The sequence below is a fragment of the Pseudomonas sp. GL_093 genome, assembly GCF_057837605.1.
The window spans coordinates 1600126-1626437 of the sequence record NZ_CM174448.1 but is presented as its reverse complement, the minus strand read 5'-3'; the positions used below and the strand labels follow the sequence as shown (position 1 = coordinate 1626437).

Below are 26312 nucleotides of genomic sequence, written 5' to 3'. Positions count from 1 at the left end.
CATAGATCCAGTGTGGGAGCGAGCTTGCTCGCGATGGGGCCATAACAAACACCATCACTCCCCAGCGATAAAACTCACCCGCACCTTCAACCCCGCGTGCTCTCCATCGTGCAGGCTGATTTGAGCCAGGTGTGCGCGGCAGATCTCGCCAACAATCGCCAGTCCCAACCCCGAACCGGCCACCTGCTGGTTGCGCCGGTAAAAGCGTTCGAACACCCGATCGCGCTCTTCAAGAGGAATGCCTGGGCCGTCGTCCTCGACTTCCAACACGGCCGGTGCCGTGACCCGAAGAATCACGTTGCCACCCGACGGCGTGTGCGCCAGCGCGTTATCCACCAGATTGCTCAACAGTTCGTTCAACAGCGTTGGCTCGCCGCGCAACCACACCGGTTCGTCCGCTTCCAGCGCCAGCGCCACACCGCGTGCGTGGGCCAGCGGCGCCATGGCCATGCCGAGTTCGCGCGCCAGTTGACTGAGGTCAAGTAACTGCGCGCCGCCCTCGGCGATGGCCCGGGCACCATTTTCGACCCGTGCCAGCGAGAGCAATTGATTGGCAAGGTGGGTCAAACGGTCCGTGCCTTGGGCGGCGGTTTCCAACGTATTGCGCCAGGTTTCCGGTTCGGTCGAGCGCAAGCCCAATTCCAGCCGTGCCTTCAGCGCCGCCAAGGGAGTACGCAGCTCATGGGCGGCATCGGCGATGAACTGCGCCTGACGCTCGAACTGCCCGCGCAAGCGCTCGGTGAAGTGATTGAGCGCGCGCACCAGCGGCCATAATTCGTGCTGCACTTCCACCAACGGCAACGGCCGCAGATCGTCCGACTGACGCTCTTCCACCGCGGTGCGCAAGCGCTCCAGTGGACGCAACGCGGCGCTGACCGCAAACCACACCAGCAACAACGCACCGATCGCCAGCATGCCCAGACGCAGCAACGTGTCCGCTGCCAGGCTGCGGGCCATGCTGACCCGCGCCTCATCGGTTTCCGCCACGCGGATTTCCGCCATGCCGTTCATGTTCGGATCACTCACGGGTTTGAGCAGGCTCACCACGCGTACGTTCTGGCCCTGGTATTTGGCGTTATAGAAACGCGCCAACGCTGGATAGTCATCAGTGCGCGGCGTTCCCGGCGGCGGTGGCGGCAGGTTTTCGTAGCCCGAGATCAGTTTCTGATTGATGTCGTTGACCAGGTAAAAAATCCGCCCCGCGCTGTCGTACGCAAAAGTATCGAGGGCCACGTACGGCACATCAGCGCTCAGCGAGCCGTCGCGCTGGGAGACACCGGCGGCGATAGTCCGCGCAGAGGCCAGCAAGGTCCGGTCATAGGCGGTGTCGGCAGCTTCGCGACCGTTCCAGTAAGCGCTCAAACCACTCGCCAGCATCAACACCACCAGCAACAGCGCCAGATTCCACAGCAACCGCCAGCGCAGGCTGCTGGGCTTATGCATCGCGGCTTTCCAGCAAGTAGCCGAGACCGCGGAAGGTCACGATGACCACCGGTTGGCCGTCTAGCTTTTTGCGCAGGCGATGGACATAGATTTCGATGGCGTCGGGGCTGGCCTCTTCGTCCAGACCGAATACTTGCGAGGCCAGTTGTTCCTTGCTCATCACCCGACCGGGACGGGCGATCAGGGCTTCGAGCACTGCCTGCTCGCGGGAGGTCAGGGTCAGCAATTCTTCACCGAGAGTGAAGCGCCGAGTGTCCAGGTCATAGGCCAGTACGCCGCAGCGCTGCAGGCGTTCACCGCCGAGCACACTGCGGCGCAGCAAGGCTTTGACCCGGGCTTCGAGTTCGGTCAGTTCGAAAGGTTTGGCCAGGTAATCGTCAGCGCCGAGGTTCAGGCCGTGGACCCGATCCTTGACGTCGCTGCGGGCGGTCAACATCAACACCGGCAGGTTCTTGCCCCGCGCCCGCAGGCGCGCCAGCACTTCGAAGCCATCCATGCGCGGCAGCCCGACGTCGAGGATCGCCATGGCGTATTCCTCGCTGCTCAACGCCAGGTCGGCCGCCACGCCGTCGTGCAGCACATCCACGGTCAACCCGGTGCTCTTGAGCGCCTGGGCGACACTTTCAGCGAGCTGCAGATGGTCTTCGACGAGCAGAACACGCATGGATCTTTACCTCATTCAGGGATGGTCGACGCCATTCTTTGGCGCGGAGTTTACAGCCGCAACCGCCGCTGTGAAGCCCGAGAACCGTGAAAGTCTTCTGAAAGGTTAGCGAAAGGTTGGCCCGTTAGAGTCCAGCCACGGACAGTTTCGACTGCTCGTCGCTACCGCACATAGCGTACGAAAAACGCCTCGAAGCGTTTTCGCCAATAAGAACAATAAACGGAGTACTTCAAGATGCTGTCCATTCAGCTTCAGGCTCGCCCGCCTGCTCGCTTTTCCCGCCTCAGCCACACCGCCCTTGCCAGTGCCGCCGCCCTCGCCGGCTTTTCACCGTTGAGTCAGGCTGCCTTCTTCGAAGACAGTACGGCAACCCTCGAAACCCGCAACATGTATTTCAACCGCGACTTTCGCGACGGTACCAGCGCCCAGCAATCCAAGCGGGACGAATGGGCTCAGGGGTTCATGCTCAACCTGCAATCGGGTTACACCGATGGCACCGTGGGGTTCGGTGTCGATGCGCTGGGCATGCTGGGGGTAAAACTCGATTCCAGTCCGGACCGCACCGGCACCGGCCTGTTGCCGACCCATGACGACGGTCGCGCGGCGGATGAATATTCCAAGCTTGGCCTGACCGGCAAAGTGAAAATCTCCGCCACGGAGCTGAAAATCGGCAGCCTGATTCCGGAACTGCCGATCCTCAAGCCCAACGACGGGCGCATCCTGCCGCAGACCTTCGAAGGCGGCCTGCTGACCTCCAAAGAGATCAAGAACCTGACCTTCACCGGCGGGCGTCTGGAGAAAGCCAAGGACCGCGACAGCACCGACTTCGAGGAGATCGCCCTCAACAACAAGAACAGCCGCTTTGCTGGTACCGCAGCCGGCAAGCATTTCGACTTTGGCGGCCTGGACTACAAGTTCACCGACAAAATCACCGGCAGCTACCACTTCGCGCAACTTGATGAAGTCTACAACCAGCACTTCCTCGGTGTTGTCGCATCGCAACCGTTCGGCCCCGGCACTTTCGGCACTGATCTGCGCCTGGCCATCAGTGATGACCAGGGCGCGGCCCGTGGCGGCAATATCGACAACAAATCCCTCAACGGCTTGGTGAGCTACGCCTTGAGCGGGCATAAATTCAGCGCCGGCTATCAGCACATGTCCGGCGACAGCGCGTTCCCTTATGTCGATGGCAGTGACCCGTACCTGGTCAACTTCGTTCAGATCAATGACTTTGCCGGCGCCGAAGAACGTTCCTGGCAGGCACGTTACGACTTTGACTTCGCCAGGCTCGGGGTTCCCGGCCTGAGTTTCATGAGCCGTTACCTGAGCGGTGACAACATCAAGCTCAAGAACGGTGACGAAGGCAAAGAGTGGGAACGCAACACCGAAATCAAATACGTCGTACAAAGCGGCGCGCTCAAGGATGTCGCCGTGCGCCTGCGTAATGCCACTTACCGCTCCAACTACTCCGCTCGCGATGCCGATGAAGTGCGTCTGCTGGTGAGCTATAGCGTTGCCCTTTGGTAATTCAGTACACCTATAACAACAACTCCCAAGGAGACTTGAATGAACCTTTCAATGCGTAAAGTTGCTCTCACCGCCAGTGCCCTGCTGTTCGCCGGCCAATTGCTCGCTGAACCCAAACGCCCGGAATGCATCGCCCCGGCCTCGCCCGGCGGCGGTTTCGACCTGACCTGCAAACTGGCGCAAAGCGCGCTGGTGAATCAGAAACTGCTGACCAAACCGATGCGCGTGACCTACATGCCCGGCGGTGTTGGCGCGGTGGCGTACAACGCGGTGGTCGCTCAGCGTCCAGCCGACGCTGGCACGCTGGTAGCGTGGTCCAGCGGTTCGCTGTTGAACCTGGCCCAAGGCAAGTTCGGCCGCTTCGATGAAAGCGCCGTGCGCTGGCTGGCGGCGGTTGGAACAAGCTACGGCGCCATCGCGGTGAAAAGCGATTCGCCTTACAAGAACCTGGACGATCTGGTTCAGGCGTTGAAGAAAGATCCGAGCAAAGTGGTGATCGGCTCCGGCGGCACCGTTGGCAGCCAGGACTGGATGCAGACCGCCCTGATCGCCAAGGCTGCCGGGATCAACCCGCGCGACCTGCGTTACGTCGCCCTCGAAGGCGGCGGTGAAATCGCCACCGCCCTGCTCGGCGGCCACATCCAGGTCGGCAGCACCGACATCTCCGACTCCATGCCGCACATCCAGAGCGGTGACATGCGCCTGCTGGCGGTGTTCTCCGAGAAGCGTCTGGACGAGCCGGAAATGAAAGACATCCCGACCGCCAAGGAGCAAGGCTACGACATCGTCTGGCCAGTGGTTCGCGGCTTCTACCTCGGGCCAAAGGTCAGCGACGAAGACTACGCCTGGTGGAAAGACGCTTTCGACAAGCTGCTGGCTTCCGAAGAGTTTGCCAAGTTGCGCGATCAGCGTGAACTGTTCCCGTTCGCCATGACCGGCCCGGAGCTGGACACCTACGTGAAGAAGCAGGTCGCGGACTACAAAGTGCTGGCCAAAGAGTTCGGCCTGATTCAGTGATCGCCTCTGTCTAGCGGCTGCGGCCCCCGTTCTGCGGGGTCGTGGCACAGGAGTTTCCCATGCTCTTACAACGCATTTTCGCTTCGGCGCTGTTGCTGGTCTGTGTTGGCCTGGCGCTGATGGCGTGGCCGTATCAAGCGGCTTTTTCCTACGAACCGGTGGGGCCGCGCGCCTTTCCATTGTTGATGCTCGGCCTGATGGGGCTGGCGTTGCTGTACATGGTGTTTCGGCCGACGCCGATCGTGCACAGCGACGACGACCCGAAACTGGACCGCGAAACCCTGATCAAAATCGGCATCTGCGTGCTGCTGTTGCTGGTGTTCGCCGGAGCCTTCGAACCCCTTGGTTTCATCGTCGCCAGCATTCTGATTGGAATCCCTATGGCACGCCTGTATGGCGGCCGCTGGCTACCCAGCGCGGTGATCATCAGCCTGATGGCCATCGGTCTTTATCTGCTGTTCGACAAGGTGATGGACGTGCCACTGCCGCTGGGCGTGCTCGACGTTCTGGAGAACTGATATGGATACTCTTGGCTATTTGGGTCAGGGCTTCGGCGTCGCGCTGACCCCGTACAACCTCGTGACCGCGCTGTGCGGCACCCTGATCGGCACCGTCGTCGGGCTGTTGCCGGGGCTAGGCCCGATCAACGGCGTGGCGTTGCTGATTCCGATCGCGTTCGCCCTCGGCCTGCCACCGGAGTCGGCGCTGATCCTGCTGGCGGCGGTGTACCTGGGTTGCGAATACGGCGGCCGGATCAGCTCGATCCTGCTGAACATCCCGGGCGAAGCTTCCACCGTCATGACCACCCTCGACGGTTACCCGATGGCCCGCAAAGGCCTGGCCGGTGTGGCGCTGTCACTGTCGGCGTGGAGCTCGTTCATCGGTGCGTTCATCGCGACGTGCGGCATGGTGCTGTTCGCCCCGCTGTTGGCGAAATGGGCGATTGCCTTCGGACCTGCGGAATACTTCGTGCTGATGGTGTTTGCGATTGTCTGTCTCGGCGGCATGGCCGGCGACCGACCACTAAAGACCTTTATCGCCGCGCTGATCGGTTTGTTTCTATCGACCGTCGGGATCGATGCCAACAGCGGCGTGTACCGTTTCACCGGGGATAACATCCATTTGACGGACGGTATTCAGTTCGTTGTGCTGGTACTGGGCTTGTTCTCCATCAGTGAAATCCTTTTGTTGCTGGAAAAAACTCATCGCGGCCAGGAAGCGGTGAAAGCCACCGGGCGCATGATGTTCAACTTCAAGGAAGCCTCGGCGGTGTTCGTGGTGAACATCCGTTGCGGTTTGCTCGGTTTCATCATGGGCGTGTTGCCGGGTGCCGGCGCGACATTGGCCAGCGCTGTGGCCTACATGACCGAGAAACGTATCGCCGGCGCCAATGGCACTTTCGGACAAGGTGACATGCGTGGCCTCGCGGCTCCGGAAACCGCTATCGGTGGCGCTGCCTGCGGTGCCCTGGTGCCAATGCTGACCCTCGGCGTTCCGGGTTCGGGTACCACGGCAGTGATGATCGGCGCGTTGTCGCTGTACAACATCACCCCGGGCCCGCTGTTGTTCCAACAGCAACCGGACATTGTCTGGGGCCTGATCGCGTCGTTGTTCGTCGCCAACGTGATGCTGGTGATCCTCAACATTCCGATGATCCGCATCTTCACGCGCATCCTTGCCGTGCCGAACTGGGCGCTGGTGCCGGTGATCGCGATCATTACCGGGATCGGCGTCTACGCGGTGCATGCCACCACCTTCGACTTGTTCCTGATGATCGGCATCGGCATCTTCGGCTACATCCTGCGCAAGCTGGACTTCCCGTTGTCGCCGGTTCTGCTGGGTTTCATCCTCGGCGGTTTGATGGAGCAGAACCTGCGTCGCGCCCTGTCGATTTCCAACGGTGCACTGGAAATCCTCTGGTCAAGCCCGATCACCTTCGGTGTCTGGGTACTGACCGCAATCATGCTGCTCATGCCGATCCTGCGAATCTGGCGCAAACGTTCGGTCGCCCGGCGCGTTATCGCCGATGTCTGATCGAACACCCTTCAAAGCCTGGTGGGGAACCCCGCTGGTCGGTCTGCTGGGCGGTTACCTGGCCAGCCAGATCGGCTGGCCACTGCCGTGGATGGTCGGCTCGTTGCTGGCGATCATCCTGGTGCGTTGCCTGACACCCTGGCAATTGGCGGAAATCCCTGGCGGCCGCAAGTGCGGCCAGTGGATTGTCGGCATCGGCATCGGCCTGCACTTCACCCCGGTGGTGATGGAGCAGGTCCTGAGCCACTTCGGTCTGATCTTCTTCGGTGCGTTGGTCACCAGCCTGTCGGCCGTGGTCGGGGTCTGGTTGATGCGGCGTACCGGTGAAGATCGCGCCACCGCGTTCTTTTCCAGCATGCCGGGCGGCTCCGGGGAGATGGTCAACCTCGGCGCGCGTAACGGCGCGGTGCTCAGTCGTGTTGCGGCGGGGCAAAGTCTGCGGGTGTTGGTGGTGGTGCTGTGTGTACCGGCGGCATTCAAGTATTTGTTGGGTGACGGTGCACCGCTGTCCCATGCCACTTCCGTTGACTGGCGCTGGCTGGCACTTCTATTCCCGGCGGGCGCCCTCGCCGCCTGGCTTTGGGAGCGTCTGCGTCAACCCAATCCGTGGCTGTTCGGGCCGTTGCTGGTGAGTGCGGCGGTGAGTATTGGCTGGGATCTGCACATCAGTTTGCCCAACGGCGGCAGCCAGATTGGCCAATGGCTGATTGGCAGCGGGTTGGGGTGCCACTTCAATCGGCAGTTTTTCCGGCGTGCGCCGTCGTTTATGGGGCGGACGTTGATTGGCACGGTGTTGACCATGCTGATCGCCACCGCGGCGGCGCTGGGGTTGAGTGCGTTGACCCATCTGGATTTGCGTTCGCTGACACTGGGCATGATGCCCGGTGGGATTGCGGAGATGAGCCTGACGGCGGAAACCCTGCAATTGTCAGTGCCGCTGGTGACGGCGATGCAGGTGATGCGGCTGTTGTTTGTGTTGTTTCTGGCGGAGCCGTTGTTCAAGTATTGGAATCGGGTGCCTGAATCTGTCTGAAAGACCGAGTCGCCCCTTCGCGAGCAGGCTCGCTCCCACAGGGTTCGCGTGATCCTTGTGGGAGCGAGCCTGCTCGCGAAGGGGGCGACTCGGTCAACGCATCAAACTGGTGGCAACCGCCACTCGATCGGTGTTTCGCCATTCTGCTCAAGGTACTTATTGGTTCGACTGAAGTGCCCACACCCGAGGAAGCCACGATAGGCGGACAACGGTGACGGATGCACCGACGTCAGCACCAGATGCTTGGTGGCATCGATCAGTTTCTGCTTGCTCTGGGCATGCGCGCCCCACAGCAGGAACACCAGATGTGGCTGGTGTTCGCTGACCACTTCGATAATCCGATCGGTAAAGTACTGCCAGCCCTTGCCCGCATGGGCGTTGGCGTTGGCGCGTTCCACGGTCATGGTGGTGTTGATCATGAGCACGCCCTGGTCGGCCCAGCTTTGCAGGCAACCGTGGGTCGGGATGTCGATGTTCAGATCGCGTTTCAACTCTTTGTAGATGTTCACCAGCGACGGCGGTGCCGGTACGCCCGGTTGTACCGAGAAGCACAAGCCATGGGCCTGTCCCGGACCGTGGTACGGGTCCTGGCCGAGGATGACCACTTTGACTTTATCCAGCGGCGTCGAATTGAGCGCGTTGAAAATCATCGGTCCTGGAGGGTAGATTTCCTTGCCGGCCGCGCGCTCCTCTTGCAGGAAGTTGCGCAACTCTGCCATGTAGGGCTGGTCGAATTCGGCACGCAGTGCCTCCTTCCAGCTCGGTTCGAGTTTGATACGGTCGTCAGCAGTCATGGTTACATCCGGCAAAAACAATGGGGCGAACCCTAGGAAAGCCCATCACGCTTGTCAATTGATCTGACGCAGATCCGGCACTTTCCTGTACAGCGATCATACTGAACGCTCAAATTCCCGATCGAGGTCACGATGAATCTGCACTTCGAAGAACTCACTGGCACCGACGGCGCACGCATCGGAGTCGCCAGCCTGGATGCCGAAAAGTCCCTCAATGCCCTGTCCTTGCCGATGATCAACGCCTTGCGCGATCAACTGGACGTCTGGGCCAAAGAACCGCAAATCGTCTGCGTTGTGCTGCGCGGCAACGGCGCCAAGGCCTTTTGCGCCGGCGGTGAAGTCCGCAGCCTGGTGGAAGCCTGTCGCGCCCATCCCGGCGAAGTGCCGCCGCTGGCAGCGCATTTCTTTGCGGCGGAATATCGCCTGGACTTCAATCTGCACACTTACCCTAAACCGCTGATCTGCTGGGGGCATGGCTATGTGCTCGGCGGCGGCATGGGGCTGCTGCAAGGGTCGGGCATCCGGATTGTCACGCCGAGCAGCCGCCTGGCGATGCCGGAGATCAGTATCGGTTTGTACCCGGATGTCGGGGCCAGTTGGTTTCTGTCGCGTCTGCCCGGCAAGCTCGGATTGTTCCTCGGCCTGACCGGCGCCCATATGAACGGTCGCGATGCGATCGATCTCGACCTGGCCGACCGTTTCCTGCTCGATGAACAGCAGGAAGAGCTGATGGAAGGCCTGCTGCAGTTGAACTGGCAGGAACAGACGCCGATGCAGCTCAACAGTCTGCTCAAAGCCCTGCAGCAGGAAGCCATCGCGCAAATGCCCGAAGCCCAATGGCTGCCACGACGCCAGCAGATCGATGAGCTGCTGGATGTCAGTGACGTGCGCTGCGCCTGGAAGGCCATCAGCCAGCTGCGCGACAACACGGATCTGCTGCTCAGCCGTGCCGCGAAAACCATGAGCGAAGGTGCGCCGCTGACCGCTCATCTGGTGTGGGAACAGATCGCCCGAGCCCGGCACATGTCGCTGGCTCAAGTCTTTCAGATGGAATACACCATGAGCCTCAACTGTTGCCGTCATCCTGAGTTCAGCGAAGGCGTGCGCGCACGATTGATCGACAAGGATCAAAAACCGCATTGGCACTGGCCAGACATCAATAACCTGCCGGATGCAGTGGTAGAAGCGCACTTCCACAAGGCCTGGGAAGGCCGGCATCCTCTGGCCGATCTGTAGGAATACTGAAATCCGGGCATAAAAAAGCGGCGCTTCATGCGCCGCTTTTTTTATGAGTGTTTAACGGTGGCCGCCTCGGCCATCGTGATCGCCGCGACCGTTTTGGTCGCCCCTTCCGCCACGGCTGTCGCGTCCGCCATGGCCGCCGCGATAGTCGTTGTTTCCACCGCGGTTACGGCCGTCCCAACCGCCACGGTCATGGCCATCCCAGCCGCGATTCTGATGGGCCCGATAGTCGCCTCGTTGCGACTGGTAATAGCGTGGTGCCGGTTGATAAACCCGCGGCTGATAGTAATACCGCGGCGTTGGCTGGTAATACCGCGCTGGCGGGGCGTAGTACCGGCGTGGTTGCGTGTAATAACCGCCGCCGCCTGAATAGTAAGGTCCGCCGTCATAATAGGATGGCGAGGTATAGACCTCGGAACGGTAGTAGCTGGCTCCTCCATCGGAATAGGGCACGCATGCACCAAGAGACAATCCCAATACAGCAATCAGAAGAATTCGCAGATACATGGCGGCCTCCTGGACCGCGAGTGAGCCACACCAGCGACGCTGGCAGGCGACAGTCAATTATTCGGTGACTGTCGAAAGATCAGACATCGATTTCGGAATCTGGTGCGTTCTTGAAACACATTGAAACAAGTCGCCGATGAAAGGTTTTTCATCTTTTCACCCGCTGATTAATGGTGGCCACCGCGATATCCACCACCGTAATGACGTGGGCCGGGCCCGCCCCAATAGTAGTAGCGATAGCCACCATAAAAGCGCGGTCCGTAGTAGTAATGCGGTCCGTAATAGTAGGAATAGGGTGAATAGCCGGGGTAGTAATAAGGCTCGGAATACACATCGTAACCACCGGCGTAGTAGTAGCAGCCGGACAGCCCCAGACCGAGAACCATACCGAACAACAGTCGACGAAACATGGCGGCCTCCTGAAAGACCCGCAACCGGAACAGGCCGGCTGACACCTGTTTTGACTGGCAATGCTGCGCCGAGTGCCGAGCCGCCTGGACCTTCAGATCAGCGGCCGACCCGATCCATCGCGGTGCACCCATGCACCATCACAAGGCAACGCCGCCACCTCTTCCCAACGCGCCAACTGCGTAATCGCCCACGCTAGAGCGCTCAAGCCGACTTGGCACGGCTCTCGCTTAAGCAAACACGTGCAGGAGTCATCACAGGTTCGCGGCACCACAATTTGCAATGGCTGACTAGGGTTCCGGCTCGCTAAGGCGAGTGGCTGGTCCGAGAGTTGGCGACCTCCAGTTGAGGTTACACGGCGGGACAAAAGCCCGGGAGACAAGCCACCGTTCGCGGTGCCGCGTTGACTCCTGCCCGCCCTTGATCAACTGGAGAACCACCCATGCTCAAGCTTCGTTTACCCGCCCTGCTCGCCGCTGCTTTCGCAGCCTTCGTGAGCGTCTCGTCCCAAGCCGCCCAGAAAGACCACTTCAGCGTCTGCTGGACCATCTACGCCGGCTGGATGCCCTGGGAATACGCCGGCAGCCAAGGCATCGTCGACAAATGGGCGAAGAAGTACGGCATCAAAATCGATGTCGTGCAGCTCAATGACTACGTCGAATCCATCAACCAATACACCGCCGGCCAGTTCGATGGCTGCACCATGACCAACATGGATGCGCTGACCATCCCTGCTGCCGGCGGCGTCGACAGCACCGCGCTGATCGTCAGCGATTTCTCCAACGGCAACGACGGCATCGTGCTCAAGGGCGATGGCAAGAAAGTCACCGACCTCAAAGGCATGGACGTCAATCTGGTGGAACTCTCTGTCTCCCACTACTTGCTGGCCCGGGCGCTGGATTCGGTCGATCTCACCGAGAAAGACCTGAAAGTGGTCAACACCTCCGACGCCGACATCTCGGCGGCCTTCAACACCGATCAGGTCAACGCTGTCACCACCTGGAACCCGATGCTTTCGGATATCAAGGCCAAGCCTGCGGTGACCGAAGTGTTCAACTCCAGCCAGATCCCCGGCGAAATCATGGACATGATGGTGGTCAACTCATCGACCCTCAAAGACAACCCGGCGCTGGGCAAAGCGCTGACCGGTGCCTGGTTCGAAGTGGTCGAGTTGATGAACGCCAAAAACGCCGCCAGCAAAGCCGCCCTCGAACACATGGCCAAAGCCTCGGGCACCGATCTGGCCGGTTTCCAGTCGCAACTGGACACCACCAAATTGTTCGCCACACCCAAAGAAGCCCTGGCGTTCTCCACCAGCAAGCAACTGCCGGAAACCATGCGCAAAGTCGCCGAGTTCTCGTTCCAGCACGGCTTGCTGGGTGAAGGCGCCAAGGACACCAGCGCGGTCGGCATGGCGTTCGCCAACGGCGTGACCAGCGGCGACAAGACCAACCTCAAGCTGCGCTTCGACCCGACCTACGTGCAGATGGCCGCCGACGCCAAGCTGTAATCAGGAGGAGCTGACCATGCGCCTGATCAATCGCCACCCGGATCGTCCGAGTCGCCTGCTGTTGGTGATCCTGCCGTTCGCCCTGGTGCTGTTCGCCTACTTCATGGGCTCGGCCGAGCGGCTGACGGACAACCCCAACGACAAGCTGTTGCCGAGCGCCGTGCAGATGACCGACGCGGTGAAACGCCTGGCGTTCACCGCCGACAGCCGCACCGGTGAATACCTGTTGTGGCAAGACACCGCGTCCAGCCTGCGCCGCCTGGCCATCGGCCTCGGTATCAGCGCGCTGGCCGGGCTGTGCCTGGGCATCGCCGCCGGTACCCTGCCGCTGTTTGGCGCGCCGTTGTCGCCGTTGCTGACGGTGCTGTCGATGGTGCCGCCGCTGGCGATTCTGCCGATTCTGTTCATCGTGTTCGGCTTGGGGGAGTTGTCGAAAGTGATGCTGATCGTGATCGGCATCACTCCGTGCCTGGCCCGTGATCTGGAACAACGCGCCCGGGAAATTCCCGTGGAGTTGCTGATCAAGGCCCAGACCCTCGGCGCTTCGACCTGGACGCTGATGCTGCGCGTGGTGCTGCCGCAACTGTTGCCACGCTTGTTGATCTCGCTGCGGCTGATGCTTGGCTCGGCGTGGTTGTTCCTGATCGCCGCGGAAGCCATCGCATCTACCGACGGACTCGGTTACCGGATTTTCCTGGTGCGCCGCTACCTGGCGATGGACGTGATTCTGCCTTACGTGGTTTGGATCACCCTCCTCGCCTGGTTGATGGATTGGGGCCTCAAGCGCCTGACCCAACGTGCGTTCCCTTGGTATGAGGGGGCCCGCGCATGAGCTTCATCACAGTGAAAAATGTCTGGCAGCAATACGCCGATCAGGTGGTGCTCGAAGGGCTGAACCTGAACGTCAACGAGGGTGAGTTCTGCACCTTGGTCGGTGCGTCGGGTTGCGGCAAGTCGACCTTCCTGCGGCTATTGCTGGGCCAGGAACGCGCCAGTCGCGGCGAGATTCTGTTGGATGGCCAGGCCTTGGCCGGCGAGCCCGATGCCAGCCGTGGCGTGGTGTTCCAGCGCTACTCGGTGTTCCCGCACCTGACGGTGCTGGACAACGTCGCTCTGGGCCTCGAACTGCCGCGCTCGCCGCTGCTCGGGCGCTTGTTCGGCAGCGCTAAAAAAGACGCGCGCGAACAAGCCTCGGTGCTGCTGCACAAAGTCGGCCTCGGCCATTCGCTGGACAAGTACCCGGCGCAGCTCTCCGGCGGCATGCAACAACGACTGGCGATTGCTCAGGCGCTGATCATGAAACCTCGCGTGCTGCTGCTCGACGAACCCTTCGGCGCCCTCGATCCAGGCATCCGCAAGGACATGCACGGTTTGCTGCTGGAGCTGTGGCGCGAGACGCAACTGACGGTGTTCATGGTCACCCACGACCTGTCCGAAGGCTTCAGCCTCGGCACTCGTCTGTTGGTGTTCGACAAGGTCCGCCTCGACCCGCACGCCCCCGGCGCCTATGGCGCACGCATCACTTACGACATCCCTTTGAACAACGACCGCCGCGCCCATCGCGCCGCCGTCGATGCCTTGCCGGCTGAGCTGGCAGGCACGCTTCGTACCGCTTAGAGGATTTTTGAAATGACTGATTCGACCCAACTGTTCCCGCCCTTCGCCGAAGAAATGCTCCCCGGCGGCGGCCATCGCTCCTTCGTGTTGAAACGGGGTCAATTGCTGCGCCTGACCGACCTGCAAGGGGGTGCCAACGTCAGCCTGACGCTACTCAACGCCAATGAAAAAACCGAACGCCTGAACCTGCCCGACAGCCTCAAATGCCAACACACCGCCAAGCTCACCACCGGCCATTGCCTGTATTCGGACATGGGCCGCGTGTTGGCGGCGATCACTGCTGACACCTGCGGCTGGAGCGACAGCCTCGGTGGTGTGCTCTGCGCTGAAGAGGTCGCGGAAAAATACGGCGCGGGGCGCTATCAGGAACTGCGCAACGGCTTCTTCCGCAACGGCACCGACAACCTGTTGGTGGAGCTGGGCAAATGGGGGTTAGGCCTGTCGGATCTGCTGATGACCCTCAACCTGTTCAGTCGCGTGAACGTCGACGAGGCCGGGCGTTTTCACTTCGTCGAAGGCAATTCCAGGGCCGGCGACTACATCGAGTTGTATGCGCCGATGGACACGCTGGTGGTGCTCACTGCGCTGCAACATCCGATGGACCCTTCGCCTGAGTACGCGCCGAAACCGCTGAAGCTCAGCTGGATGAACGCCGACGCCAGCGTCGCCGAACACTGCCGCACCTCGCGCCCGGAAAACCAGCGCGGCTTCATCAACACCGACCGTCTGTTCGCCTGAGGATCGCTGCCATGTCACTCGCAATCGCTACCGCTCAACAGTTGCCCGAAACCGCGATCTACCGCGCCACCATCCCGGCCGGCGAACCGTGGCTGATGGAGGTCAAGTCCGGCCAGACCTTGCGCATCCTCGACCTGGAAGGCAACCAGGCCGTCGACACGTTGTTCTACAGCGTTGCCAATCCAAAGGAACGCTATGACGTGCAGCGCACGTTGCGCCGGCAGAACAGCGTCTACCTGAGCACCGGCAGCGTCCTGTATTCCAACCTCGGCAAACCGATGCTGACCATCGTTGCCGACACCTGCGGCCGTCACGACACCCTCGGCGGTGCTTGCGCACAAGAGAGCAACACCGTGCGTTACGCGCTGGAGAAACGCTACATGCACAGCTGCCGCGACAACTACCTGCGCGCCTGCGTTCATGACGGGCGACTGGGCAAGGGCGACATCGGGCCGAACATCAACTTCTTCATGAACGTGCCAGTCACGGCGGATGGCGGGCTGACGTTTGAAGACGGGATTTCGGCGCCGGGCAAATACGTCGACCTGCGGGCCGAGATGGACGTGATCGTGCTGATCTCCAACTGCCCGCAACTGAACAACCCGTGCAACGCCTACAACCCGACACCTGCGGAGCTGCTGGTATGGAACTGAAATTCGCGCGGTTGCGTCGTTGGTTGTTTCTCATGTGCCAGGCGCGTTCCGGCCAATGCCTAAAACAGCCCAAACACCACTGAAACCTGTGGGAGCGAGCTTGCTCGCGATGGCGGTGTGTCAGTCGACATCAATGGTGAATGTACTGTCGCTATCGCGAGCAGGCTCACTCCCACAGGGGTTCGGTGGTGTTTTGGAGTGAAGTGATTCTGCCGTCGGGGACGACCCTGGCGCTTATCGAAAAACTGCGGGACGGCCCGCATCCCAGGTCGAGGCTGATGCGCTATCGCCTCCGGGGGTTATGCCATGTTCGAAAAAGTCCTGATTGCCAACCGTGGCGCCATTGCCTGCCGCATCCTGCGCACCCTGCGTGAGTTGCAGGTCCAGGGCGTTGCCGTTTACTCCGAAGCCGATGCCGCCAGCCTGCACATCCTGCAAGCCAACGAAGCCCACAGCCTCGGTGAAGGCCCAGCCGCCGGCACCTATCTGGCGGTCGACAAAATCCTCGCCATCGCCAAAGCCACCGGCGCCACGGCGATCCATCCCGGCTACGGCTTTCTCTCGGAAAACGCTGCGTTCGCCGAAGCGTGCGAAGCCGCCGACATCGCCTTCATCGGCCCGACGCCAGAGCAGCTGCGAGTGTTCGGCCTCAAGCACACCGCGCGCGCCTTGGCCAAGCGACACGGCGTGCCAATGCTCGAAGGCACTGAGTTGCTCGACAGCCTCGACGCAGCGCTGATTGCCGGTGAACAAGTCGGTTACCCGGTGATGCTCAAAAGCACCGCCGGCGGTGGCGGCATCGGCATGCGCGTGTGCCGCAGCGCTGCCGAATTGAGCGAGTCCTTTGAGGCCGTCAAACGCCTCGGCCAGAACAACTTCAGCGACGCCGGCGTGTTCATCGAGAAATACATCCAGCGCGCCCGTCATCTGGAAGTCCAGGTGTTCGGCGACGGCCGGGGCGAAGTGATTGCCCTCGGCGTGCGCGACTGCTCGGTGCAACGGCGCAACCAGAAAGTCCTCGAAGAAACCCCGGCGCCGAACCTCCCCGAGGGCATGGCCGAGGAGCTCTGTGCGGCGGCGATCAAACTGGCGAAAGCGGTGAATTACCGCAGCGCCGGCACCGTTGAATTCGTCTTCGACAGCGAGGCTCAGCGTTTCTACTTTCTCGAAGTGAACACCCGTTTGCAGGTGGAGCACGGCGTCACCGAGCAAGTCTGGGGCGTGGATCTGGTGCGCTGGATGGTGGAACTGGCAGCAGGTGATTTGCCGCCGTTGAGCGAGTTGAGCCGAGACTTGAAAGCCTGCGGCCATGCGATTCAGGCACGGCTTTACGCCGAAGATCCGGGCCGGGATTTTCAGCCAAGCCCAGGCTTGCTGACCGCCGTGAACTTCCCTGCCGCCGATGGCAAACACCTGCGTATCGACACCTGGGTCGAGGCCGGTTGCGAGATTCCACCGTACTTCGATCCCATGATTGCCAAGGTCATCAGCTGGGCGTCGACCCGCGAAGAAGCCGCTGCCGATCTGCATCAAGCGTTGGGCGACAGCTTGCTGTACGGGGTGGAAACCAACCGCGATTATTTGCGGCAGATTTTGCTCGATTTGCCCTTCGCCAGCGGCCAGCCGTGGACGCGCTGCCTGGAAGGTTTGGTGTATCAGGCCAACACGTTTGAAGTGCTCAGCGCCGGCACTCAGACCAGCGTTCAGGACTATCCCGGCCGCCTCGGTTACTGGGCCGTGGGCGTGCCGCCGTCGGGGCCGATGGACAGTCGCGCGTTGCGTTTGGGCAATCGTCTGCTGGGCAACGATGAAGGTGCCGCGGCGCTGGAAATCACCATGAGCGGACCGCTGCTGCGCTTCAATTGCGACGCGGTGGTGGCGGTGACCGGGGCAGTGATTCCACTGACCCTTAATGGTGAAGTGGTGCCGATGAACACCGCTTTGCTGGTAACGGCGGGCGCTACTTTGAGCCTTGGAACGATTGCCGGTGCGGGCGCCCGCAGCTATCTGTGCCTGCGCGGTGGTCTGCAAGTTCCGGATTATCTGGGCAGCAAAAGCACCTTCACTCTCGGCCAGTTTGGTGGGCATGGTGGGCGTGCATTGCGGGCTGGCGACGTGTTGCATCTCCCTGCTTTGAACGACCGCCGCGCCGGTCAACAACTGGCTGAAGAACAGCTCACCGAGTTGCCCGTTCTGCGGCAGATCCGGGTGATCTACGGCCCTCATGGCGCACCGGAATACTTCACCGAAAACTACATCGGCACCTTCTTCGCCACCCAGTGGGAAGTACATTTCAACTCCAGCCGAACCGGTGTGCGGTTGATCGGGCCGAAGCCTGAATGGGTGCGTGCGGATGGTGGTGAGGCGGGTCTGCATCCGTCGAATATTCATGACAATCCGTACGCCATTGGGGCGGTGGATTTTACCGGTGACATGCCGGTAATCCTCGGTCCCGACGGCCCTAGCCTCGGCGGATTTGTTTGCCCGGTGACGGTGATCGAGGCGGATCTTTGGCAGCTTGGGCAACTCAAGGCTGGGGATAAAGTTCAGTTCCTCCCAGTCGACCTGAAGACCGCCCGCAACCTCGCCCTGAAATGGAATACCCCCTGTGGGAGCGAGCCTGCTCGCGATGGGGGCAGTACAGCCAACGTTGATGTGACTGACACACCGCTATCGCGAGCAAGCTCGCTCCCACAGGGACTTGTGTCGCCTGTTGTGTTGGATTTGGGTCAGGGGGATACGCGGTTGGTGGCGAGATTGTCGGGGGACACTCACCTGCTGCTGGAAATCGGCGCCCCCGAACTTGATCTGGTCCTGCGCTTCCGCGCCCACGCCTTGATGCAGGCACTGGAAAGCCAAAACCTGCACGGCGTCATCGACCTGACACCTGGCATCCGCTCGCTGCAAGTGCACTACCAACCTGAACAACTGCCGCTGGCCGATCTGCTCGGCATCGTTGCCGGCGAATGGGACGCCGTGTGCGCCGCCAAGGACCTGCAAGTGCCCTCGCGCATCGTCCATCTGCCGCTGTCATGGGACGACCCGGCCTGCCAGTTGGCGATCGAAAAATACATGACCACCGTGCGCAAGGACGCCCCGTGGTGCCCAAGCAATCTGGAGTTCATCCGCCGCATCAACGACCTGCCAAACCTCGACGAAGTGCAGCGCACGGTGTTCGACGCCAGCTACCTGGTGATGGGCCTGGGCGACGTCTACCTCGGTGCGCCCGTCGCCACGCCACTCGATCCGCGTCATCGTTTGGTGACTACCAAATACAACCCGGCCCGCACCTGGACCGCGGAAAACTCGGTGGGCATCGGTGGTGCTTACATGTGCGTGTACGGCATGGAAGGCCCTGGCGGTTATCAGTTCGTCGGCCGCACGTTGCAGATGTGGAATCGCTATCGCGAGGTCGCCGCATTCGATGGCAAACCGTGGTTGCTGCGCTTCTTTGACCAGATCCGGTTCTACCCGGTCAGTGCCGATGAACTACTGCGCATTCGACGGGATTTCCCCCTCGGGCGCTTCGATCTGAACATCGAGCACAGTCAGCTGAATCTGGCGGAATACCAAGCCTTCCTGAGGAAGGAAGCCGAGAGCATTGCCGCGTTTCGCGATCAGCAAAAAGGTGCGTTCAACGCCGAGCGCGAGCGCTGGATCGCCAGCGGCCAGGCGCATTTCGACAGCGAAGAACTTGTCCCGGAATTGACCGAGGACGCACCGCTGGCCAGCGGTCAACAGAGCGTCGACAGCCACATCGCCGGCAACCTTTGGCAGGTTCAGGTTGAAACCGGCAGCCGGGTTGCCGCGGGTGATGTGCTGGTGATTCTGGAGTCGATGAAGATGGAAATCCCATTGCTCGCGCCCATGGCCGGGGTGGTCCGCGAGATTCGCGTGCAACCGGGTTCGGCGGTGCGCGCTGGACAGCGTGTCGTGGTGCTGGAACTTGAGTGAACACATTTTGAAAAGGATTAACGCCATGAACATCAATCTGCAACTCGACGCCCTGCGCAACGCTTATCGCATCGGCAACATCACGCCCCGTGAACTGCTGCTGAGCCTGCGCGATAAAGCCGCGGCGCTGAACCCGGACTATCACCTGTTCATCCACGTGCTCAGTGTTGAAGAACTGGAACCGTACCTCGCCGCACTCGACGGTCGCGATATCGAAAGCCTGCCTCTGTACGGCGTGCCGTTTGCAATCAAGGACAACATCGACCTGGCGGGCATTCCGACGACCGCGGCGTGCCCTGCATTTGCCTATGTGCCGGAGCGTTCGGCGACCATCGTCGAGCAGTTGCTGGCGCTGGGGGCGATTCCGTTGGGCAAGACCAATCTTGATCAATTCGCCACCGGGCTTAACGGCAGTCGCTCGCCGTATGGTGCGTGCCCGAACAGCGTGTTGCCGGAGTATCCATCGGGCGGTTCCAGCGCCGGGTCTTCACTGGCGGTGGCGCTGGGCGTGGCGAGTTTTTCCTTGGGCACGGACACGGCGGGCTCCGGGCGTGTGCCGGCGGCGCTGAATAATCTGGTCGGGTTGAAAGCCACCAAAGGGCTGATCTCCACGGCGGGTGTGGTTCCGGCCTGTCGCACCCTCGATTGCGTGACCACGTTCACCGCAACCGCTCGGGAAGCCAGTCAGTTGCTCGCGCTCACTGCGCACCTTGATCCCCGCGATGAATACAGCCGCCGCAATCCGTTGTGGAATGACGGCTCGGCGTTTGGTGCCCCTCGCCCCTTCCGCTTTGGCGTGCCGCGCGCTCAGGATCTGCAGTTCTTCGGCTGCCCTGAAGGCCCGCTGTTGTTTGGTGATGCCATCGATCAGCTCAAGGCTTTGGGTGGTGAAGCCGTGGAGCTGGATTTGTCGCCGTTCCTTGAAGCGGCGCGTTTGCTCTATGAAGGCCCGTGGGTGGCTGAGCGCTACAGCGTCGCCGGCGAATTGATGGAGCAAAATCCTGAAGCTGTACTGCCAGTGATTCGCGCTGTGCTGGCCAAGGCGCCAGCGGTCAACGGCGTGCAAACCTTCCGCGCCCAGTACCGCCTGCAAGCGCTGAAAGCCCTGTGCGACCAGGCGCTGGACGGCCTCGATTGCGTGCTGACACCCACCCTCGGCCGCCCCGTCACGCGGGCGGAACTGGACGCCGAACCGGTGCTGCGCAATTCGGAACTGGGCTACTACACCAACTTCATGAACCTGCTCGATTACGCCGCCGTCGCCGTGCCCAGCGGTTTCATGGGCAATGGTTTGCCTTGGGGTGTGACGTTGTTCGGACGGGCATTCACTGATCAGTATTTGTTGGGTGTGGCGGATGCGTTGCAGCGCCAGCAAGGTTTGCTCGCGCCTGCGCCGACGGCTACCGCGCGTAATGACCGGGCGCGGCTGGTGGTGTGTGGTGCGCATCTGGATGGGTTGGCGCTGAACTGGCAGCTCAAGCAGCGTGGGGCTCGACGGGTCGAGACGACGTTCAGCTCGCCGGATTATCAACTGTATGCCTTGGCCGGTGGCCCGCCGTTTCGCCCCGGGATGGTTCGCGTGAAGGACGGAGGTGTGGCTATTGCGGTGGAAGTTTGGGAACTGCCGAGCCGTGAGTTGGGTTCGTTTTTGACCGGGATACCGGCACCGCTGGGATTGGGCAAGGTGCAGTTAGCGGATGGGCGTTGGGAGAGTGGGTTTATTTGTGAGGCGTATGGGTTGGAGGGGGCAGCCGATATCAGCCATCTGGGCGGATGGCGTGCGTATCTGGAGACTCGTGTCTGATCTGGAATCCGCCCCTCACCCTAACCCTCTCCCTGAGGGAGAGGGGACTGACCGAGGTATTCTTTCGAGTTACATCGACCTGAGATATTGAGTCGAACGCAAGTTTTGAAAAGCGTGAAGTTCGGCTCCCTTTCCCCCTCTCCCCCGTGGGGAGAGGGCTGGGGTGAGGGGTGGCCCTACCTGACACCATTCCCCCCACAAATGCAGCAGTTATTTCCCCACAGTGCCATTAGAATGCCTGCCATCGGGTCACTGCCAACGGAATCGTCATGCCGCTTCGCTCGCCGCTGTATTCGCAACGTTCGTTGGTCCTCACGCTGATCGCGTTGCTGGGAGCAGGCTTTCTCGCCACATCCTTCCTCAGTTACTACGCCTCGCGAGCGTCGATACGCGACAGCATCGTCAACACCGAACTGCCGCTGACGTCGGACACGGTCTACTCGGAAATCCAGAAAGACCTCGTCAGACCGATCCTGATTTCCTCGATGATGTCCCGCGACACCTTCATGCGTGACTGGGTGGTAAACGGCGAGCAAGACCCCGAAAAAATGACCCGTTACCTCAACGAGGTCATGACCCACTACGGCGCCTACACCGCATTTTTCGTCTCGAACGCCAGCCTCACCTACTACCACGCCAAGGGCGTACTCAAACAGGTCAAAGTCACTGAACCCCGCGATGCGTGGTATTTCCGCGTACGAGACATGGCCGATCCCTACGAGATCAATGTCGACCCGGACCTTGCCAACAAGGACAACCTGACCTTCTTCATCAACTACAAGGTCTACGACTACAACAACCGTTTCATCGGCGCCGCGGGCGTCGGTCTGACAGTCGATGCGGTGATCAAGCTGATCGACAAGTATCAGCAGCGTTACCAGCGCAGCGTGTACTTCGTCGACAACTTCGGACGCCTGGTGCTCACCGGGGCCGAGGGTGGCCCGCAAGGCGCGAAGATCGGGCAGAGTCTCGGCGAACTCGACAGTATGAAAAGCCTCGTCAGCCAACTGCCCAAACCTCACAGCGGTAGCTACGAATATTCCGTCCAAGGTCAGGGACATTTCCTCAACGTACGGTTCATCCCGGAGCTGAACTGGTACCTGTTCGTCGACAAGCGTGAAGACGGCGCCCTCAGTGAAATCCGCCAGTCGCTGTACCTCAACCTGCTGATCTGCCTGATCGTCACGCTGATTGTGCTGGCCCTGCTCAACCGGGTGATCAAGCGCTACCAGGGCAAAATCCAGGCCCAGGCGATCCTCGACAGCCTGACCGAGTTGCCGAACCGCCGCGGTTTCGATCTGTTGGCGGCGCAAGCCATGCACGAAGCCCAGCGCGAGCCCAAACCGCTGACCGCGTTGCTGCTGGATCTGGACCATTTCAAAGTCTTGAACGACACCTACGGTCACCTTGCCGGCGATCAGGTACTGATCGGCTTTGCACGGGATCTGGAGAGTTGCCTGCGGCACTCAGACATCGTCTGCCGTTGGGGCGGGGAGGAATTTATCGTGTTGCTCAAGGACACTGATGGTGAGACCGGTCTGATGGTCGCCGAGAAAATTCGTCAGCATGTCGAGCAACAGCGTTATGCCTACAACGATAAGGCTTTGCAGCTGACCGTGAGCATCGGCCTGACCACCCTGCAGACCGATGACACCTTGCACACGCTGCTCTCGAGAGCGGATCATGCGATGTACCGGGCCAAGCAAGCCGGCCGTAACCGCACCTGCGTGGAAATGCCTCACTCCAGTTATGAATAACCCTACATGAATAAGCCAGATTTCTGCCCGGCCTGCGGCGCCTCCAACGACTGCACTCTGGCCGACCCGCGAACCGCTGATCGGGCCTGCTGGTGCTACGGCGTCAGCATCGACCCGGCGGTACTCGAAGCGCTGCCGCCCGAACTGCGCGACAAATCCTGTTTGTGCCCACGCTGCGCGCAAGTCGAGGCGCAGCTGTAAGCAACCGCACAACCAATCACGTAAGATACGCGCCCTTTTCCTACCGATCCCTCGTCATGCGCATTGACCGTTTCCTCAGCAACCTGCCGCGCTTCAACCGTAAGCAGGTGCGTCTGTTGCTGGTGGAAAAGCGCGTCAGGATCGACGGAAAAGTCGTCAGCGACTCTCACGCCGACGTACTGGAATTCAGCCGTGTGGAAGTCGACGATGAGCTGCTGCAAGTCGGCAAGCCTGCACGCTACTTCATGCTGCACAAACCGTCTGGCTGCGTCAGTGCCACCCGCGATCCGCAACACCCGACCGTGCTCGACCTGATCCATGAGCCGGACAAGGAGGACCTGCACATCGCCGGGCGCCTGGATTTCAACACCACTGGCCTGATGCTGATCACCAATGATGGCAGCTGGTCGCGACGCCTGACCCAGCCGCAAACCAAACTGCCCAAGGTCTACTACGTCGAGACAGAGCAAGAGATTGGCCCGGAATACGCATTGAAATTCACCGAAGGCCTGTACTTCGCCTTCGAAGACCTCACCACCCAACCCGCCGAGCTGGCCGTACTCGGACCAACATCCGCACGACTGAGCATCGTCGAGGGCCGTTATCATCAGGTGAAGCGGATGTTCGGCCATTTCGACAACAAGGTGCTGCACCTGCACCGCGAAAGCATGGGCCCGCTGGTGCTCGACAGTGCCCTGAAACCGGGCGAGTACCGCGCACTACGCACCGAAGAGATTCAATTGATCTAAGCAGGCGACCGCTCAGCAGAAGTTGTCGAACAATTTGCCAAAGATACTTGCGCGATGACGTGACCCCTGCTTGAATCAGGACGTCGGCCGAAATGTGACCGATGAGTCACAACATACTTCTAAGAAACTTTTTGCCGGTAGAGAACCCTCAGGTTCCGCCTTCCCCCGGCAGACTGCCCGCCAATAACAATACCCGTCGACCGGACTGCAATGGATCGACATGGGCCTCTCAAATTCCAGGCGTATGCCTACCTGTCACAAAGCTCGTGCAATCTGATTTGCACGCATACCCGCTTGCCAGGAGTCTTATGACATGAGGCCAGAAATCGCTGTGCTGGATATACAGGGTCAGTATCGGGTTTACACGGAGTTCTATCGCGCAGACGCCGCAGAGAAGACCATTATTTTGGTCAACGGCTCGATGGCCACGACTGCGTCGTTTGCACAAACCGTGAAAAACCTTCACCCGCAGTTCAATGTGGTCTGCTACGACCAGCCCTACGCGGGCAAGTCGAAAGCCCACAACCTGCACGAGAAATTGCTGACCAAGGAAATCGAAGGGCAGATCCTCCTGGAGCTGATCGACCACTTCGCCGCCGAACACGTGCTGTCGTTTTCCTGGGGTGGCGCCGCGACCCTGGTCGCCCTGGCCCACCAGCCACGACGCATCGAAAAAGCCGTGATCAGCTCGTTCTCTCCGGAGATCAACGCGCACATGCTCGACTACCTCGAGCGCGGCATTGATTACCTCGGCAGCCGGGACGGTGACCGGGTCGGCAACCTGGTGAACAGCACCATCGGCAAACACTTGCCGACACTGTTCAAGCGCTTCAATTATCGGCACGTCAGTTCCCTGGCCGAGCATGAATACGGGCAGATGCACTTCCACATCAGCGATCTGCTGCGCAGTGATCGCCAGTGCTTTTTCAAAGCCGCGGAGAAAATCAACGTGCCGGTGCTGTTCATGAACGGCGAATGGGACGAGTACACCGCTGCCGACGGCGCTCAACTGTTCGCCAACCACGTGCAACACGCTACGTTCACCACCCTGCAGGCCACCGGCCACTTTCTCGACATGGAACACAAAGCTGCCTGCCGAGATAGCCGCAATGCATTGCTGGGCTTTTTGAAACCTTCGCAACACGAAAATCGACCGCGTTATCACTACGTCCAGGACCAACATGCATTGGCCATCTGAAACAGTGTCATCGCGAGCAAGCTTCGCCCTACAGTGTTGAATGCATTCCTGTAGGAGCAAGGCTTGCCCGCGATAGACCGTCATGCGGTCTCTGCTTTGTTTCAGTTGCGCTAAAGCCGTCCCACGCAAAGAAAAACTTCATTTCCACGCCCACATCTGGTACAAAGTCAGCCGCTCTGAGCGGGTGTCGTATAATGGCATTACTCCAGCTTCCCAAGCTGATAACGAGGGTTCGATTCCCTTCACCCGCTCCAATCGAATTTTGGTCTCACGTCAGGAGGTTTTGACGGGAGACGCAGGAACACAAAAAACCGGTCCGTTGTGGCCGGTTTTTTTGTGCCCGGAATTTGGGGTGCCGGGGAACCTGCCGGGAGCATCAGACCGCATACTTCCCGTCCCCATGCCTGAATGATATGCAGTGCTATACTTTTTTATGGCTTGAATGAAGCGCCCAACGTGCCCACGGGTACTGATACCGACTGTAAATCTCGACTGGCAGCTGCAAGACAAAGGAGGTCTACGGCAAGCACGAGATGGGAGGTGTGGCATGAATAGACACTATTACATCAGCAACAATCTCGACGATCTTGAAGCCGTTGAAAATGAGCTGGAAGCCAGCGGTATCAATTCCGAACAAATTCATGTGTTCAGTGAACACGTTGCCGATGTTGAACAACATCACCTTCACGAAGTTAACTCGTTAATGGAACAGGATGTTGTCCACTCTGGCGAAATTGGTGCAGTGATCGGTGTGCCACTCGCGGCGCTGGTTCTTGGCGGCGCCTATTGGCTGGGCTGGACCGAATCCGCCGCAGGCTGGATGCCCTTTATCTTTCTTGCCATTGTTGTATGTGGCTTCTGCATCTGGGAAGGCGGTTTTTTTGGTATCCAAGTGCCTAACACTCACTTCCGCAGTTTTAAACAGGTGGTAGCAGAGGGAAAACACATTTTCTTCGTCGATGTCGAGCCGAATCAGGAGTCGGTATTGGACGGGGTTATCGAACATCATCCAATGCTGGAGATCGCCGGCACGGGAGCGGCCGCCCCCCACTGGACAGTCGCATGGCAGCACAAATGGCATCAGTTCAAGCGAGTGATATCGGGTTAGCGCCTGGAGACTGAGGCCATCCAGACGCTGCTTATTGGCCGAAGGAAATGACGCGGCTGAGGAAAACATAGTCCGCCTCGGTGGCCATCAGTCCGACGAGTACCAGCAAACACAACGGTGGCACCAATATGGCGTAGACCATGGCCAACCGCTCCCAGGCCATGTGCATGAAGATGGAGACAATTAGACCTGCCTTCAACAACATGAAAGTAATAATCAGGGCCCAACGAAGGTAACCATGGAAGTGAAAGTAGTCGACCAGATACGACATCGTGCTGAGGACGAATAACAGCCCCCAAATTTTAAGGTACAAGCTGATTGGATGTTGCTGACCTTGAGCATGTGCCATCACCC

At 60.2% G+C, this 26312-nt stretch carries 24 protein-coding genes, 1 tRNA gene and 1 riboswitch; of the genes, 19 read left to right on the top strand and 6 right to left on the bottom strand.

Going from position 1 to position 26312, the window contains the following annotated elements; all coding sequences use genetic code 11:
- Positions 1-54 precede the first annotated feature (54 nt).
- Together AC3IUE_RS07360 and AC3IUE_RS07355 are read right to left on the bottom strand one after the other, a co-directional pair.
- Positions 55-1443, bottom strand: coding sequence for a sensor histidine kinase (locus AC3IUE_RS07360; RefSeq protein WP_489266494.1), 1389 nt, complete (start codon positions 1441-1443; stop codon positions 55-57).
- Entirely contained in the window at positions 1436-2107 is a 672-nt protein-coding gene (locus AC3IUE_RS07355; RefSeq protein ID WP_008153060.1) for a response regulator, read from the bottom strand. The genes AC3IUE_RS07360 and AC3IUE_RS07355 overlap by 8 nt, the downstream gene beginning before the upstream one ends.
- Positions 2108-2341: 234 nt before the next feature.
- Here AC3IUE_RS07355 and AC3IUE_RS07350 point away from each other — a divergent pair, with 234 nt between their 5' ends.
- The 5 genes from AC3IUE_RS07350 to AC3IUE_RS07330 are packed head-to-tail and all read left to right on the top strand — an operon-like array spanning position 2342 to position 7718.
- On the top strand, positions 2342-3634 hold the full coding sequence (locus AC3IUE_RS07350) for an OprD family porin (RefSeq protein ID WP_489266492.1): 1293 nt from the start codon (positions 2342-2344) through the stop codon (positions 3632-3634).
- 39 nt (positions 3635-3673) lie between these two features.
- A complete protein-coding gene (locus AC3IUE_RS07345; RefSeq protein ID WP_489266490.1) occupies positions 3674-4651 on the top strand; it encodes a Bug family tripartite tricarboxylate transporter substrate binding protein in 978 nt (325 codons plus the stop codon).
- Positions 4652-4710: 59 nt separating this feature from the next.
- Positions 4711-5169: a tripartite tricarboxylate transporter TctB family protein gene (locus AC3IUE_RS07340; protein ID WP_489266488.1), complete on the top strand. Its 459-nt coding sequence runs from the start codon at positions 4711-4713 to the stop codon at positions 5167-5169.
- A gap of 1 nt (position 5170) precedes the next feature.
- Positions 5171-6685, top strand: coding sequence for a tripartite tricarboxylate transporter permease (locus AC3IUE_RS07335; RefSeq protein ID WP_489266486.1), 1515 nt, complete (start codon positions 5171-5173; stop codon positions 6683-6685).
- Positions 6678-7718, top strand: a complete 1041-nt coding sequence (locus AC3IUE_RS07330) for an AbrB family transcriptional regulator (RefSeq protein WP_489266484.1) — start codon at positions 6678-6680, stop codon at positions 7716-7718. Before AC3IUE_RS07335 ends, AC3IUE_RS07330 begins: the two co-directional genes overlap by 8 nt.
- Before the next feature lie 101 nt (positions 7719-7819).
- Here AC3IUE_RS07330 and ung read toward each other — a convergent pair whose 3' ends face one another.
- Positions 7820-8512: a uracil-DNA glycosylase gene (gene ung / locus AC3IUE_RS07325; RefSeq protein WP_489266482.1), complete on the bottom strand. Its 693-nt coding sequence runs from the start codon at positions 8510-8512 to the stop codon at positions 7820-7822.
- Between the two features lie 132 nt (positions 8513-8644).
- Between ung and AC3IUE_RS07320 the strand changes: the two genes are divergently transcribed.
- Positions 8645-9748, top strand: coding sequence for an enoyl-CoA hydratase/isomerase family protein (locus tag AC3IUE_RS07320; protein WP_056742572.1), 1104 nt, complete (start codon positions 8645-8647; stop codon positions 9746-9748).
- A gap of 60 nt (positions 9749-9808) precedes the next feature.
- Here AC3IUE_RS07320 and AC3IUE_RS07315 read toward each other — a convergent pair whose 3' ends face one another.
- Complete coding sequence (locus AC3IUE_RS07315; RefSeq protein WP_489266480.1) at positions 9809-10261, bottom strand: hypothetical protein; 453 nt, start codon at positions 10259-10261, stop codon at positions 9809-9811.
- 167 nt (positions 10262-10428) lie between these two features.
- Positions 10429-10671, bottom strand: coding sequence for a hypothetical protein (locus AC3IUE_RS07310; RefSeq protein WP_489266478.1), 243 nt, complete (start codon positions 10669-10671; stop codon positions 10429-10431).
- A gap of 277 nt (positions 10672-10948) precedes the next feature.
- A riboswitch (guanidine-I (ykkC/yxkD leader) is annotated at positions 10949-11049 on the top strand.
- 62 nt (positions 11050-11111) lie between these two features.
- On the opposite strand from AC3IUE_RS07310, the gene AC3IUE_RS07305 reads away from it, so the two are divergent.
- The 13 genes from AC3IUE_RS07305 to AC3IUE_RS07245 all read left to right on the top strand — a co-directional run bounded on the left by AC3IUE_RS07305 (position 11112) and on the right by AC3IUE_RS07245 (position 25958).
- A complete protein-coding gene (locus tag AC3IUE_RS07305) occupies positions 11112-12179 on the top strand; it encodes a putative urea ABC transporter substrate-binding protein (protein ID WP_415759501.1) in 1068 nt (355 codons plus the stop codon).
- 16 nt (positions 12180-12195) lie between these two features.
- Positions 12196-13011, top strand: a complete 816-nt coding sequence (locus AC3IUE_RS07300; RefSeq protein ID WP_046046146.1) for an ABC transporter permease — start codon at positions 12196-12198, stop codon at positions 13009-13011.
- Positions 13008-13796, top strand: coding sequence for an ABC transporter ATP-binding protein (locus AC3IUE_RS07295; RefSeq protein WP_489266475.1), 789 nt, complete (start codon positions 13008-13010; stop codon positions 13794-13796). Before AC3IUE_RS07300 ends, AC3IUE_RS07295 begins: the two co-directional genes overlap by 4 nt.
- A gap of 12 nt (positions 13797-13808) precedes the next feature.
- Positions 13809-14534 (top strand): urea amidolyase associated protein UAAP1, encoded by a 726-nt coding sequence (locus AC3IUE_RS07290; protein WP_489266473.1) that lies wholly within the window; start codon positions 13809-13811, stop codon positions 14532-14534.
- Positions 14535-14545: 11 nt separating this feature from the next.
- Complete coding sequence (locus AC3IUE_RS07285; RefSeq protein WP_489266472.1) at positions 14546-15187, top strand: urea amidolyase associated protein UAAP2; 642 nt, start codon at positions 14546-14548, stop codon at positions 15185-15187.
- A 306-nt stretch (positions 15188-15493) separates the two neighbouring features.
- Positions 15494-19141: an urea carboxylase gene (uca, locus tag AC3IUE_RS07280; RefSeq protein ID WP_489266470.1), complete on the top strand. Its 3648-nt coding sequence runs from the start codon at positions 15494-15496 to the stop codon at positions 19139-19141.
- 25 nt (positions 19142-19166) lie between these two features.
- On the top strand, positions 19167-20945 hold the full coding sequence (atzF, locus tag AC3IUE_RS07275; protein WP_489266468.1) for an allophanate hydrolase: 1779 nt from the start codon (positions 19167-19169) through the stop codon (positions 20943-20945).
- Positions 20946-21214: 269 nt separating this feature from the next.
- Positions 21215-22702 (top strand): sensor domain-containing diguanylate cyclase, encoded by a 1488-nt coding sequence (locus AC3IUE_RS07270; protein ID WP_489266466.1) that lies wholly within the window; start codon positions 21215-21217, stop codon positions 22700-22702.
- A 6-nt stretch (positions 22703-22708) separates the two neighbouring features.
- The gene (locus AC3IUE_RS07265) at positions 22709-22903 is read left to right on the top strand and encodes a cysteine-rich CWC family protein (protein WP_008153014.1); all 195 of its coding nucleotides are present in this window, start codon (positions 22709-22711) and stop codon (positions 22901-22903) included.
- Positions 22904-22959: 56 nt separating this feature from the next.
- The gene (locus tag AC3IUE_RS07260) at positions 22960-23652 is read left to right on the top strand and encodes a pseudouridine synthase (protein WP_489266464.1); all 693 of its coding nucleotides are present in this window, start codon (positions 22960-22962) and stop codon (positions 23650-23652) included.
- A gap of 313 nt (positions 23653-23965) precedes the next feature.
- Positions 23966-24850, top strand: a complete 885-nt coding sequence (locus AC3IUE_RS07255; protein ID WP_489266462.1) for an alpha/beta fold hydrolase — start codon at positions 23966-23968, stop codon at positions 24848-24850.
- A gap of 180 nt (positions 24851-25030) precedes the next feature.
- Positions 25031-25104: transfer RNA gene (locus tag AC3IUE_RS07250), tRNA-Gly, on the top strand.
- Positions 25105-25397: 293 nt separating this feature from the next.
- Complete coding sequence (locus tag AC3IUE_RS07245) at positions 25398-25958, top strand: magnesium transporter (RefSeq protein WP_489266460.1); 561 nt, start codon at positions 25398-25400, stop codon at positions 25956-25958.
- A gap of 31 nt (positions 25959-25989) precedes the next feature.
- Here AC3IUE_RS07245 and AC3IUE_RS07240 read toward each other — a convergent pair whose 3' ends face one another.
- Positions 25990-26307, bottom strand: coding sequence for a cytochrome C oxidase subunit IV family protein (locus AC3IUE_RS07240; RefSeq protein ID WP_033061398.1), 318 nt, complete (start codon positions 26305-26307; stop codon positions 25990-25992).
- Positions 26308-26312 lie beyond the last annotated feature (5 nt).